We start from the raw sequence: 12,833 nt of genomic DNA, 5'->3' as shown, positions 1-12,833 counted from the left end.
GGCGGTCTCGATGTCGTCGACGATCGGGTGGAGCCCTTGGCGGAACCTAGGGTAACCACCGAGCGGCGCAATCGTTATCCGCCAGAGGAAGGCCCTGGACATAAGGTATTAATTGGGGCAATAGCGGAGGCGGCGGATGACCCGGGGGCTGATCGGCCAATTGGTCAGCGCACCCCGAGCAAGCACCCCATACTGAAGAAAAGCGCACGTGAAGTCCGTATTTGTGGATACGATCTTCCAGAGACACGTTAACGTGTTGGCGCATATCAGAATAAGGAGGCCGGCATGATCGTCTTAGGTGTCATCTTGCTGTTGGTCGGCTACCTGCTGTTACCGAGGCTAACCGGGATACCGCTCAACGTTGAGACGATATGTGTCTGGGGCGGTTGGATTTTGCTCATCGTCGGTATTGTCCTGTTCGTCATGGGCAGGTCAGGCCGGACCATCGGCGGCAGACGCAACTGGTACTGACTGGCTGCGCCGCGTGACTACGCCGTCGGGGCGTGTGGTGTATTGATGCCGCTTCTGATGCGGTAGCGGCATCAGATCCCTTGGTAAGGGCCCCTAGGGTCGAAAGGCCCTGTTGGGAGGCCGCCTAAGGGGTGGAACGTGAACTCACCCCACGACGCCGTCAGCGGGGATCGCACCGAAGAAGGGTTGGGCTGATGAGTCTGCTGGAAAAGCTGAAGAAGCTGGTTGCGAAGAGCGCCGAGCAGGGGGACACCGCCATCGACAAGGCGGGTGACTTCTTCGACAAGACGCAGGCCAAAACGGACACCGCGATCGATAAAGTCCAGGAAGCAGCCAAGAAGGCCGTCGACAAAGGCAGCCCAAACACCTAGTTGTGAGTCAATCCCACCCCCAATACTTGGTGCACTACGCCGGTCAACCGGTCGCAGGTTCAATCCTGTCAGCCAGACAATGTGTGATGGCGCAGGACATCGGAATAGTCCCGGACCTACCGGGATTTTTTCGGTGTGAGGTCTTTGGGTGCGCCGGTGGGATTGATAGTTCCTGGTGGGGTCGAGGGTGAAGGCGCGCAGGAGTTCTCCGGTGGCGGCGTTGAAGACGGTGATGTGTTGTGTGGCCTGACCCGACCGGTTGACCCAGGTGATCCGTATCCGTGTTGTTGGTCCGTCGTTGTGAGAGTCGAGGGCAGAGTGATCATCTGGAGGTCACATGTCCCGTCAGTGCCTGCTAATTGTTCGACGAGCAGGCGGTGGTGCCCCCAAAACACCGACACGCGATCACTGAAGGGTTGATCGCGCGAGGCCACTCAGCTCGATCACCCTGCCGGATACCAGGATTGGCGCGTTTCTTACTGCAATACCACCGGCGCCGCCAGGTCCCGGATCGTGAGGTGCGCCGGCCCACTGTGGGTGACACGCTCATCGAGGTCCACCAACGTTCTCGCGGCACCTACGGGCGCCGACGGATCCGCACCGCGCTACTGGCCGACTACGATATGAACGTCAACCTCAAGCTGGTCAACTCGATCATGTCCGAGCACGGTCTGGGGCCTTCTCGGCTCGTTCGGCATCGTGGGCGACTGTTTCGATAACGCCGCCATGGAGTACTTCTGAGCCAGACCGTAGGTCGAGTTGCTCAACACCCGCAAATGGGCCACCACCTTCGAGTTGGCTGCCGCCATGGCCGGCTACAGCGACAGCGTCTTGAGGTCGTCCGGCACTCCGAGGTCGCGAGGGCGCCGACATCGGCGTCGCGCTACCTGATGACTTATTGCCCTTATCGTTCGGTCAATCGCCGGCGGACCATTACGCGTAGCGGGCCGGAACAGGTCCTCACACCAACATGACCGAGCCCTGTCGGGAAATGAGGGACACGATGGACGCCGGAATAGACGCCAGCGCAATTGGTCCGGTGCAGTTGATCGCAGTCGGGTTCGCACCGGGGGTTGGTTTCATCGACACCATTGTCGAGGAAATCGACAGGCTTCAAGGACATGGCGTGCTTCGCCTGCTCGACGTGCTCGTGCTGACTATGGACGATGACGGATCGCTGACGCGCGTGGAGATCGCCGACGAGGACTTCGGTGACCTGCTGCTCGCCGGCGTCGAATTCGACCCCTTCGATGTGTTCGCGATGTTCGAAGGCCGTGGCGTCGAGGTGTTGCAGAGCGTGCGAGCCCAGGCTCTGGCGCGGTCGCTGGTCCCGGGTTCGGGCCTGGCCCTGATCCTGGTGGAGCATCGGTGGGCCAGACCGCTGTTCGATTCGATCGCGAGTCTGGGTGGGGTGGTGTTCAGCGAGGGCTTCATCGGAGAGCAGACCGAAAGGCTCGTCGGGGTTCAACTCGCTGCTTTGGAGGACACCGCCCGGGCGATCGATGCGGCGTACGCGGCGCAAACCGAGGTGGAGCGGGCGTCTGCTGCGGCGATCGAGGCGGCTCAGCACAAGGCGGACGAAGCCGCGGCGGCCGCCTCTGTCACAGCTGTCGAGCGGGAAGTCCTGCGCTACCTGCCGAGCAAGATGACCTTCGCGCTGGTGGCCGACAAGCTGGGGATCTCGCGCTCCGCCGCCAAGGAACGCGCGGAGCGTGCCTACAAGAAGCTCGGTGTCCACAATCGCGCCGATGCGGTCGCTCGTGCCCGCGAACTCGGATTGATCAAACATGTGGGCCTGAAGGCCCCAGAAGCAGGACAAGACACTGTGAGCAGTACGGATAAGGCGACGAACAAGCTCGAAGTGCTTGGTGGGTGAGGATAGGGAAGCGACGGTGCCCCGTTGTCAGCTCGGTTGGGGCACTTTGCAATTCGTCACCTTGGGGTTGACTCCGAAGTAATTCAGGGGTCCGGCGATCACGGTCACCGCGATCGTTCCGGCACTGGCACAGTTCTGTGAAGCGTGGGTGAAATATCCCCGTTGGCCAGCCGCGGCTGCGCCGACGACGAGCCATATGAGAACCAGCAACCCGACGATGCGCATCATGTCTGTCTCCTTAGGTAGTAGATCCGAGAGGCCCAGACGGGTGAGGGTCATCTGGGCCGCGGCGACTCATGTGGCGTCGGATCGAAATCGGCGAATAGTCAAGGGCTGCCGATCAGTAGTAATGCCGGCGGCCGCCGACCGCGTGTCCCATCGACCCCAATATCCATAGGACCGCTCCGATGACGATGAGGACGATCCCGATGCTCCACAGGATGGAGATTTTGAAAACGAACCCGGCGATGAGAAGGAGGATTCCGAGGATGATCATGATGGCTCCCTTATTTCGATGTCGAGGCAGATGTTCGGGGCCGATCACCGGCGCCTAAAGAAGTTATTGATACCGCTCAGTTCTTTGCGTCGCCTTCTCGGAGCTCTTCGTGATATCGCGATCCCTGTGTCTCGGTTATCAACAACAATTCCTGACGCTAATTGACCCCACTGTCGGCCAATAAGGGCGAAGGTCACAAAGTCGCGGCTGATGGTCCCTGTCATGCGTTCGAATAGTCGCAGCCGGGGCACGTCGCGCTACTCTCGGCCGGAGGTCTCGGCCATCAGGGGCCGATTCCGCAACGTAGCATCAGGAGAACGCCATGAGCGGACTAGATAAGGCGAGGAACAAGCTCCAGGAACTTGGCGGTAAAGCCAAGGAATCGATCGGCAAGATCACCGGCGACAAGAGCACTGAAAATGAGGGCAAGGGCGACCAAACGGAGGCCAACCTCAAAGACGTCGGCGAGAAGATCAAGGACACCTTCAAAAAGAAGTAACTTCCGCACCATCGGAACGACACTGTTAAATGTATTCTGGTGTCTTTTGATTCTGCTTTGCGCAGCGACTTACCTCGACGTCCATTTCACTTGAGTGTCCGATCTCGTAGGTGGTGACGACCTGGTCGTCGACCCGCCGGCTCCGATGGCCGCCTATCGTGATGGCTTCGGCAACGGGCGCACCCGCATTGTCGCGCCCAAAGGCCAAACGCGCGTCTCCGCCGGAGGCGCAACAGATATTCGGTGCCCGAACAGCCCGAGGACACGCTGGTCTTCCTGCTCGGGAGCTGGTGTTGCGAAACTGATCGGTTGTCCGAGACGGCGTAGGATCTCTTTGCGGGCCGTGATCTAGGACTCCACAAGGTGCTGAAGGTTCTTCAGGCTTTCCGAAAGTGAACGGCCGACTTGGCGGGCCGCGATGCGGTCGGCGATCAGGCCGAGCAGTCCGCCGTCTGAATGGTAGGCCAGCCGAAATGTGACAGTGGTTCGTCCAGGCCCGGCATCGCGCAGCCGGAAGCGGCCACGTTGGGTCACGCCGGTGATGTTGATCCAGGCCAGGTCCCGCGCCTTGTCGAACTCCACCACCTCCGCGATGCCGCCCACCGGTATCGAGCCGATCGTCCACAGCACGGTGTAGCGCGATCCGACTCTCGGTGGCCCGTCTGTGATGGTCTCCCAGCGTTGCAGGTGGGGGAGCAGTGAGGGGTAGCGGTCTGGGTCGCCGAGCACTTTCCACACCGTGTCGCGATCGGCGTTGAGGGTGATGCGGCGTTCGATTCGCATCAGCCGATGACCGGAAATCGACGTTCGGCGGCCAACCGGTGCACGCCGGCCTGCAGGCTGGCCACGACATTGTCGTACACCGTCTGGTCATCGTCGGTGACCTCGATCGGTTCCTGCACTTCGATGACGATTTTGGCCGGCAGCGGGATGTGGCCCAACCAGTCGGTGACGTTCAACCCCCACGGCAGGGCCAGGGAGATCGGCAGGCTTTTGAGTCGCAGCACCTTATCGAGCATCAGCAGGTGAGCCAGCCACTGCCCGCGTCCAAGGAACAATGCCGTCTCCTGTCCGCCGACGCTGGCCACCGGAACGATCGGCACGGCGGTCTGGCGGGCGAGTCGCACGAACCCTTGGCGGCCACCGAGGTCGACGATATGGCGCTGCCACGATGGGCGGTATACCTCGAAGTCACCGCCCGGATACACCAACACGGCGGCACCGGACGCAAGGGCCAGTCGCGCGCTTTCGGGACTGGCCGCCACGGTGCCGAACTTGCGAAGCCAGCCCAACGCTGGGTAGATGGCGACCAGGTTGTGGACGAGTTGGTAGAAGGGCCGCTCGACACCGAAGTAGGAGCAGAAGGCCAGGGTGAACACAAAGGTGTCGGGGGGAACGTTGCCGCCGCTGTGGTTGCCCACGAGCAGCACCGGACCTTGCGCGGGAATGCGTTGCAGTCCACGAACCTCGGCCCGGAAGTACAGGGAGGCCAGCATCCACAGGCCGGGCAGCTGGTCTCGGATGTAGTCGGGGTCACGCTGGTCGAGATCCGCCTTCGGGACCCGGGCGATGATCTGCTGCCTGGCCCACTTGAGGATGTCGGCCACATCCGTCATGGCTCCACCTTCGCATAGGTTCTGGGGCGCATCCCGCTTGCGGGGCTCTCTGATCGTTCAGGTGCGTCGGGCGATGGCGCTGGCGTGACTGAACCGTGCGGCACGCCGATGAATGCGATGTTCGCGGCCGCGGGTGCGTTGCGGCCGGCCGGCTTCGCGGATTTGCTCGGCGTAGAACCACTTCTTGGTGAACTCGACGAGGAGCAGGTAGACGACGACGAACCCGACCAGCGCGCCGAAGAACTGCAGCGGCAGCGCCGTGAAGCCGAGCGGGTGCGCCAGCGGCGAAATCGTGATCAACGCGCCGAGCGCAACCACCGTGAGACTGGTGATGGTCAGCGGCACGCTGGCTCGGCTGCGGAAGAACGGCACCCTTCGGGTACGGATCGCGAAAATGATCAACGTTTGGGTGGCAAGCGATTCCACGAACCAGCCGGTACGGAACTCGGTGGCGCCGGCATGCAACACGCCCAACATCAGACCGAAGGTCAGGAAGTCGAATAGCGAACTGATCGGGCCGAAAATCAACATGAACCGTCGGATGAAAGCGATGTTCCAGTGTGACGGTGCCTGCAGTTGGTCCTCGTCGACGCGGTCGGTGGGGATCGCGAGCTGCGAGCTGTCGTAGAGCAGATTATTCAGCAGGATCTGGCTGGGCAGCATCGGCAGGAATGGCAATAACGCCGAGGCGGCGGCCGCGCTGAACATGTTGCCGAAATTGCTCGACGTGCCCATCAGCACGTACTTGATGGTGTTGGCGAAGATTCGCCTGCCCTCGGCCACGCCGGTGGCCAACACGCCGAGGTCCTTTTCCAGCAGCACGACATCGGCGGCGTCCTTGGCGACGTCGGTGGCGCTTTCCACCGAGATCCCCACATCGGCGGCGTGCAAGGCCAGCGCGTCGTTGACACCGTCACCGAGGAAGCCGACCGATCGCCCGGCTTGCCGCGCCGACCTGATCAGCTGCGCCTTCTGCTCCGGGGAGATGCGGGCGAAGATGGTGTTGTTCTTCGCCGCGGCGGTGAACTCGTCGACGTCCAGGGCCTCGAGCTGTGCACCGGTGATGGTGCCCTTGGACGCCAAACCCAGGTCCGTGCAGACTTTTTCGGCAACGCGGGGGTTGTCGCCGGTGGCGATCTTCAGCTCGATGCCCAGGGCAGCCAGCTGAGTCAGGGATTGACGCGCGGCGGCTTTGGGTTCGTCGGCGAAGACGACGAAGCCGGCCAGCATCAGATCGGACTCGTCGTCAGCTGTGATGGTGGTCAGCTCGGTCGCCGGTTTGGCGGCCACCGCAACCACCCGGCGGCCGGCGGCGAACAACGTGTCCAGGGTGTTCTGCGTGTCCTGCGGGGTCATCTGGCATCGGGCCAGCACTTGTTCAGGCGCACCCTTGAGGACCAATATGCGTTTCCCGCTGTCGTCGACCAGCACCGAGGTGGCGCGGCGGATGTGGTCGAACGGCATGCTCGCGACACGTTGTACCCCGGTGCCGACCAGGTCCTTTGCCTTGGGGGATTCCCACAGGGCGGCGTCCAACGCGTTCGCGCTGACCCCGACCGACGCCGGGTCGACATCGGTGGCCAGCAGCCCAAGACGCAGGACTGAGTCGCTGTGCGCACCGGCGGGGCTGACCGCGTCGACCAAGCTGATCCGGCCATCGGTCAGCGTGCCGGTCTTGTCGGTGATCAGAATATCGATGTCGCCGAGGTCTTCAATACACACCAAGCGTTTGACCAGCACCTTGGCTTTGGCCAATTGTTGTGACCCGGTCGCCAGGCTGGCGCTGACCACCGCGGGCAGCAACTGCGGCGTGATGCCGACCGCGATCGCCAGAGAGAACAGCACCGAATCGATCACCGGTTTGCGCAGCAGCAGGTTGCTGACCAAGATCAGCACCGTCAGCGCGATCGCGACTTGCAGCAGCAGATACGAGAACCTCCGCAGGCCGACCTGAAAGTCGGTCTCTGGCTGCCGCTCACCCAGGCCGGCCGCGATACGCCCGAACTCAGCATTTCGGCCGGTGGCATATACCACCCCGATCCCTTCGCCGGCGCTGACAATCGTGCCCATGAACGCCAGATCGGTGGATTCGGCGAGCTCGGCATCGGCAGGCACCGGTTGGGGCGACTTCTCCGAGCCTGTCGATTCCCCGGTCAGGATGCTCTCGTTGCATTCCAGACCGGTCACCTCGATCAAGCGCAGGTCCGCAGGCACGGCCTCGCCCAACGACAACCGGATCACGTCACCGGGAACGAGTTGGGTGACATCGATCGCGGCGAAAGCTCCGTCGCGGCAGGCGAATGCGGTGTGGCGCACCCCCGAGTGCAGGGCGGCGGCGGCCCGCTCGGCGCGGTACTCGTTGATGAAGCCCAGACCGATACTGGCGGCCAGGATGATGCCGATGATCATCGCTTGCAGGCTGTCCCCGAGGAAATACGAGACGACGGCGGTGCCCGCCAACAAGATCAGCACCGCGTTGCGCAACTGACGCCCGAGGACCGCGAGCGCGTTGACATGATGGGTCCGAACGGCATTCGGACCGTAACGCGCCAGCCGCGCCGACACTTCCGTGCTGGACAACCCCAGCGCGGAACTGTCCAGCCAACCCAGGACCTCATCAACCGGAGCCGCCGCGACCTGCGTGGCGGTCAGTGTCTCGGGCAGCGCCGGGGTTGGTGCCTTCGGCACGATCGACATGGCAGCCCTCCTGGGGATCGGCTGACGGACGCGACGAGGCCGCCGTGCGAGTTGCCCTCCTCGCCGGGCGAACTGTATCCCCATCGAACAGTCTGCGCTATGACGACCTGGCGTTCACACCGTAGACGCCTGTAGGCAAACCGCTCGGCGAGCAACTCTCGACGATCCATCGAGCAAACGGACAGCACTAATGTTCATGACCCGACCTGCGACTACAAGTGCCTTTGGTCACCTCCGCGGCGAATCCAGTTCTGGCAAGGCCACTTTGATATCGCAGCGCGCGGAAGGTCCCACAGCCGCACCGGGATCGCGAATCCTGGTGTAGCACAGAGTCGGAAGCTTGCTATTTCGGCTCGTACCAATGAGGCGAGGGCCGGCTAGGTGCAAAGAAAATGTCGACGAACGACAAGATAGGCCCAGCGCGACCGCCGGGCCTATCTCATCTGCTACTTATTTTCGCCGTCCGACTTGGTGAGGGCTCGGTCGGCGGTGTTGAGCAGGCTGCGATGGAACTTGTACTGGGCGGTGACCAGATCGTCGGCCAGTTCCAGAGCGGCCTCGACCAGTTTTTCGCGCAGGGGCTGAACCGACTCGGGAATCGCCTCGTCGACGGCGTGGCGGAACTTGCGCAAGGCCTGGCCCGCATCATGCTGTCCGGCCTTCGCTGATTCGCGGATTTCGTCAGTGAGTTCGGTTGCTGGTGATTCGGTGGTGGTCTTCTCGACAGTGTTGGTCATGTCAACTTTCCTATTTGGTAGTTCTAGACGCCCCAACGCTATTCGGGTCAACGCTCGTCTCATACTGCCGAAAGTCACACAGGAGCCCGTCAATGGTCCGTCGCCGTGAACCTCGACGCGGTGCTCTCCCGCGGCAGCCGGCCCGACTTGGCACTGACATATCGATCGCCTTCTGACCGGCACGCGCGCCGCTGCCCGTGCGACGCCCGCCTAACGGAGGGCTTCGGCCCGCTTCTTGACGCCGTCGGTCATGCCGCCGAAGCCCTTTTTCAGGGCGCGGCCCATGATGCCGGCGACGATCGGCGACACCGGGCCGAACAACTGGAAGTGCGAGTCGTAGCGGGTGCGGCCGTCCGGCAACGGAGTCAGGCGGTGCGAGCGTTCGCTGCGCAGCAGCCCCAGTGGGGCGGGCTTCATGTTGTAGCTGAACTCGACACCTGGGGTGAAGGTGTTGATGAATTCGCGCTGCTTCTTCGGCGGACCGATCAGCACCACCTTCATGTCGATCGGGCTGCCGGGCTCGAACGTCGACGAGCACTCGGTAACGAACGGATTCCACTCGCCGTAGCTGGCCCCGTCGGTGAGCACCTGCCAGACCACGTCGGCCGGTGCGTCGATCTCTACTGACCTGTCGATAGTGAAACTCACAGACACACCGTACGGGAGGGGGTGTACACCTGTGGACAACTGTCCACTCATCGGCCACGCCGCTATAGGCGGGCATGCGAACCGCTGGGGTTCGAGCCATCCGCAAGGGCTTCGGCGCCGAACCACTTTTGACGGCCCAGTAGAACGGGAAGGAGCGTGATGTGCTGAATCAGATGCGAACGTTCACTACGCAATTGTTGGGACCGGTCACGGCGACGGTAGGGATTCGGAGCGGGGTCGAGGAGCCACCCTACGTCGCGGAGCTGTTGGCCGGTGGAGTGCAGATTCGCCGCTACGGGCGACGAATAGCGGCGCAAACCACGGTGGACGGAGATGAGGAGGCCGCGCGCAGTGCGGGATTCCGCAGATTGGCCGCCTATATTTTCGGTGCCAACCACCAGGGCGATCGAATCGCGATGACGGCGCCCGTCGGCCAGCAGCAGTACACCGATACCGGTCGGAAGATCGCGATGACGGCGCCGGTAGGGCAGCAAGGCAGTCATGATCGGGGGTGGGTCATCCGGTTCTACATGCCGGCAGGATCGACGCTGGAGTCGTTGCCGGTGCCTGATGACGAGCGCGTTGAGCTGGTGGAGGTGCCGGCGGAAACCGTGGCGGTGTTGCGCTTCACCGGTGATCGTGGCGCTGAGAGCATCGCCCGGCACACCGCTGCGCTGCGCGACACGCTCCGCGACTACGGGTTCGCCGCCGACGGCGACCCTTCGGCCTGGTTCTACGATCCGCCGTGGACCCTGCCGTGCCGACGCCGTAACGAGATCGCGATTCCCGTTGAGAACTGACCGCAACCGACCGCACAGGAGCCACAGACGATGAACCCGAAAACCATTGGCGCCACTGCCGCCGCTGTACTTGTCACTGCCATTGCGGGCGGGGCGGCATCGGGCCCTGCCGTTGCCTCAGCGTGGTACGCGCGCTTGCGCAAGCCGAACTATCAGCCGCCGCGGCAGGCGTTCCCCATCGTGTGGCCGCTGCTATATGCCGATATCGCCGTCGTGTCCGCCGACACGCTCGATAGCCTGGCCGATAAGGGCGACACGGGTGCCGCCCGCCGTTTCGGCGCCGCACTCGCGATCAATTTGGGACTCAACGCCAGCTGGTCGTGGATCTTCTTCAACCGTCGTCGGCTCGGACCGGCTGCACTGACTGCTGCGGCGCTGACTGTCAGTAGTGCCGATTTGACGCGCCGCGCACTCGCGGTACGGCAACAGCGGGCGGCGCCCCTGGTCGCGTATCCCGTCTGGTGCGCCTTCGCGACCGTACTGTCAACGCACATCTGGTGGATCAACCGGCGCAGCCTGACTTAGCGGCAGGCGCTGGGCGGTCCGGGTCCGTTTCTTCTGCGCTGCCGCCGCGATGTTCTTGATCATGCCCGTGAAGATGATGCCGTGAAAGGGCATGAGGGCGTACCAATACAGCCGTCCGGCAAGGCCTTTGGGAAAGAAAATGGCTCGCTGATGGAGTCTGGTGGTTTTCCCGCGGGCTTGGAGTTCCCATTGCAGCCAGGCTTTGCCGGGGGCGCGCATCTCGGCGCGCAAGCGCAGTAGATGCGGCCGCTCGATGCGCTCGACGCGCCAGAAATCGAGGGCGTCACCGGTATAGAGGGTGTTCGGATTGCGGCGGCCGCGCGCCAGGCCGACACCCCCGGTCAGCACGTCCAGCCAGCCGCGGACCATCCAGGCGAGCGGAAAGGAGTACCAACCGCGTTCGCCGCCGATGCCTTCGACGACCTGCCACACCTGGTCGATGGCGGCGTCGCAGTCGATGCTGCGATCGTCGGTATAGATGGCGTCGCCGGCCCAGCTCGGATCTGATGGGAGCGGGTCGGCGGGGGCGCCGGTCGGCGAGGCGTTCGCCCAGGTGGTTTCCACTTCGCCGTCTTTGATGCGTCGCAGTGCCAGTCTGACCGCTTCGCGGTATCCGGTGGTACCGCCAGGAGGGGGCGGGATCACGGCATCGATATCGTGCTCGGCGACCACCGCGTCGGTGCTCAGCGATTCGATCAGAGCGCGGCCGATCTGAGGTGGCACCGGCGTTACCAGCCCTATCCACAATCCGGCGAGTTTGGGCGTGAGAACCGGCAAGACCAGGATTCTGCGCTTGGCCAGTCCCGCGACTTCGGCGTAGATCTGCATCATTTCGCCGTAGCGCAGGACATCGGGCCCGCCGATGTCGTAGGTGCGTGAGCGCGGCAGCTCGGCGGTGGCGGCGGCCAGCAGGTAGTAGAGGACGTCGCGGATGGCGATGGGCTGTATGCGGTTGTTGACCCAGCGCGGCGTCGTCATGACCGGTAGCCGGTTGGTCAGGTGGCGGACCATCTCGAAGGAGGCCGAACCGGAACCGATGACCACACCGGCCTGCAGCACGATAGTCGGGACAGCTGATTTGATCAGGATGTCTCCGACCTGGCTGCGCGAACGTAGGTGGGTGGACAGCCGGTCAGATGCCGTGTGCAGTCCGCTCAGGTACACGATGCGTTTGACGTTGGCGCTGCGCGCCGCGGCAGCGAGATTTTCTGCGCTCCGCCGTTCGGCTTCGGTGAATTCGCCCTGGTTACCCATCGAGTGCACGAGGTAGTAGATGACGTCGATGTCGCGGCAGGCTTCGCCGAGCGTGTCCGCATCGGTGAGGTCGGCTTGCACCACCTCCACGTCGGCAGCCCAGGGCACGTCACTGATCTTGTCCGGATTGCGGGCCATCACGCGGACTCGGTGTCCGGCTTCGATCAGGCGTGGGACCAACCGCCCGCCGATATACCCGGTGGCGCCGGTGACCAGTACCCGCAGCGACGGCGCCGATTCATTCACGTCTGTCACAGACTCTCCTCGGTTACGGGTTCACGCTGGCTGCGCGAACCTCACTCGGTGGCGGAACCCTCTGTCACAACACTTCCCGAAAGCGCCGGTTCCTACCTTGTGATTCGTAGGCATACCTCCCGCGGATGGTCGCGTGTTCATCCCGAAGTCTGCACCCGGCGCTAGCCTGGCGATCATGTCCAGTACTTTTTTCGACAGCCCGGTCGCCCACGCCCTCAACAAGGCGGCGGTGGGTCTGACGACAGTTCCCGTTCTCGGTGGCATCGTCGGCCGCAGCCTGGTCGAGATCCGGTACACGGGTCGCAAATCGGGGCGCAGCTTTCAGACTCCCGTGAACTACCGGCTGTCCGGCGATGAGGTCATCATCAGGGTGATGGCACCGGACTCCAAGAGCTGGTGGCGCAATTTTCTCGGTGATGGCGGCCCCATCACGCTGCTCAATTTCCGCGGCGCCGACCGCGCTGGGCATGCCGTCGCCACGCGTGACGACAAAGGCCGCGTGACGGTGCGGGTAAGGCTCGACTAGAGGTCACGCCGCCGGCGGAGTGGCATGATCCAGGTGTCGACATCCGCAGGAGGCGAGGACGT

At 63.3% G+C, this 12,833-nt stretch carries 16 protein-coding genes; 8 read left to right on the top strand and 8 right to left on the bottom strand.

The features are described from left to right. Nucleotides 1-285 precede the first annotated feature (285 nt). The 4 genes from AC3WTE_RS12065 (at nt 286) to AC3WTE_RS12050 (ending at nt 2,718) form a co-directional block, all read left to right on the top strand. Nucleotides 286-471 carry a DUF6131 family protein gene (locus AC3WTE_RS12065; protein WP_492437692.1) on the top strand — a complete coding sequence of 62 codons (186 nt, stop codon included), beginning with the start codon at nt 286-288 and terminating at the stop codon, nt 469-471. 194 nt (nt 472-665) lie between these two features. Beyond that, a complete protein-coding gene (locus AC3WTE_RS12060) occupies nt 666-842 on the top strand; it encodes an antitoxin (protein WP_492437690.1) in 177 nt (58 codons plus the stop codon). A 533-nt stretch (nt 843-1,375) separates the two neighbouring features. After that, nucleotides 1,376-1,561, top strand: a complete 186-nt coding sequence (locus tag AC3WTE_RS12055) for a helix-turn-helix domain-containing protein (protein ID WP_492437689.1) — start codon at nt 1,376-1,378, stop codon at nt 1,559-1,561. Between the two features lie 284 nt (nt 1,562-1,845). Continuing rightward, on the top strand, nt 1,846-2,718 hold the full coding sequence (locus AC3WTE_RS12050) for a helix-turn-helix transcriptional regulator (RefSeq protein ID WP_492437688.1): 873 nt from the start codon (nt 1,846-1,848) through the stop codon (nt 2,716-2,718). 27 nt (nt 2,719-2,745) lie between these two features. Here the strand turns inward: AC3WTE_RS12050 and AC3WTE_RS12045 are convergent, their stop codons facing one another. Together AC3WTE_RS12045 and AC3WTE_RS12040 are read right to left on the bottom strand one after the other, a co-directional pair. Continuing rightward, nucleotides 2,746-2,943, bottom strand: a complete 198-nt coding sequence (locus tag AC3WTE_RS12045) for a hypothetical protein (RefSeq protein WP_492437738.1) — start codon at nt 2,941-2,943, stop codon at nt 2,746-2,748. A 115-nt stretch (nt 2,944-3,058) separates the two neighbouring features. Then, nucleotides 3,059-3,214: a DUF6131 family protein gene (locus tag AC3WTE_RS12040; RefSeq protein WP_492437686.1), complete on the bottom strand. Its 156-nt coding sequence runs from the start codon at nt 3,212-3,214 to the stop codon at nt 3,059-3,061. A gap of 322 nt (nt 3,215-3,536) precedes the next feature. On the opposite strand from AC3WTE_RS12040, the gene AC3WTE_RS12035 reads away from it, so the two are divergent. Continuing rightward, on the top strand, nt 3,537-3,713 hold the full coding sequence (locus AC3WTE_RS12035; RefSeq protein WP_492437684.1) for a CsbD family protein: 177 nt from the start codon (nt 3,537-3,539) through the stop codon (nt 3,711-3,713). A gap of 348 nt (nt 3,714-4,061) precedes the next feature. On the opposite strand, the gene AC3WTE_RS12030 is transcribed toward AC3WTE_RS12035, so the two are convergent. The 5 genes from AC3WTE_RS12030 to AC3WTE_RS12010 form a co-directional block, all read right to left on the bottom strand. Continuing rightward, nucleotides 4,062-4,496 (bottom strand): SRPBCC family protein, encoded by a 435-nt coding sequence (locus AC3WTE_RS12030; protein WP_459365542.1) that lies wholly within the window; start codon nt 4,494-4,496, stop codon nt 4,062-4,064. Further along, the gene (locus AC3WTE_RS12025; protein ID WP_492437682.1) at nt 4,496-5,329 is read right to left on the bottom strand and encodes a lysophospholipid acyltransferase family protein; all 834 of its coding nucleotides are present in this window, start codon (nt 5,327-5,329) and stop codon (nt 4,496-4,498) included. The genes AC3WTE_RS12030 and AC3WTE_RS12025 overlap by 1 nt, the downstream gene beginning before the upstream one ends. Nucleotides 5,330-5,386: 57 nt before the next feature. Continuing rightward, nucleotides 5,387-8,026, bottom strand: coding sequence for a magnesium-translocating P-type ATPase (gene mgtA / locus AC3WTE_RS12020; protein WP_492437680.1), 2,640 nt, complete (start codon nt 8,024-8,026; stop codon nt 5,387-5,389). A 446-nt stretch (nt 8,027-8,472) separates the two neighbouring features. Beyond that, nucleotides 8,473-8,763, bottom strand: a complete 291-nt coding sequence (locus AC3WTE_RS12015) for a hypothetical protein (RefSeq protein ID WP_459365539.1) — start codon at nt 8,761-8,763, stop codon at nt 8,473-8,475. Nucleotides 8,764-8,973: 210 nt separating this feature from the next. Then, nucleotides 8,974-9,411, bottom strand: coding sequence for an SRPBCC family protein (locus tag AC3WTE_RS12010; RefSeq protein WP_459365538.1), 438 nt, complete (start codon nt 9,409-9,411; stop codon nt 8,974-8,976). A 173-nt stretch (nt 9,412-9,584) separates the two neighbouring features. Between AC3WTE_RS12010 and AC3WTE_RS12005 the strand changes: the two genes are divergently transcribed. Both AC3WTE_RS12005 and AC3WTE_RS12000 read left to right on the top strand, forming a co-directional pair. Then, nucleotides 9,585-10,211, top strand: coding sequence for an SOUL family heme-binding protein (locus tag AC3WTE_RS12005; RefSeq protein WP_492437678.1), 627 nt, complete (start codon nt 9,585-9,587; stop codon nt 10,209-10,211). Nucleotides 10,212-10,241: 30 nt separating this feature from the next. Continuing rightward, nucleotides 10,242-10,736, top strand: a complete 495-nt coding sequence (locus AC3WTE_RS12000; protein ID WP_492437677.1) for a TspO/MBR family protein — start codon at nt 10,242-10,244, stop codon at nt 10,734-10,736. On the opposite strand, the gene AC3WTE_RS11995 is transcribed toward AC3WTE_RS12000, so the two are convergent. Then, nucleotides 10,695-12,245, bottom strand: coding sequence for an SDR family oxidoreductase (locus AC3WTE_RS11995; RefSeq protein WP_492437676.1), 1,551 nt, complete (start codon nt 12,243-12,245; stop codon nt 10,695-10,697). The two genes, AC3WTE_RS12000 and AC3WTE_RS11995, sit on opposite strands and share 42 nt — an antisense overlap. 175 nt (nt 12,246-12,420) lie before the next feature. Here AC3WTE_RS11995 and AC3WTE_RS11990 point away from each other — a divergent pair, with 175 nt between their 5' ends. Continuing rightward, entirely contained in the window at nt 12,421-12,771 is a 351-nt protein-coding gene (locus AC3WTE_RS11990) for a PNPOx family protein (RefSeq protein WP_492437675.1), read from the top strand. The last annotated feature ends 62 nt before the right edge of the window (nt 12,772-12,833 follow it).

Source organism: Mycobacterium sp. FW102-FHT13B02 (assembly GCF_058790275.1).
This window is presented reverse-complemented; position numbering and strand designations above follow the sequence as displayed.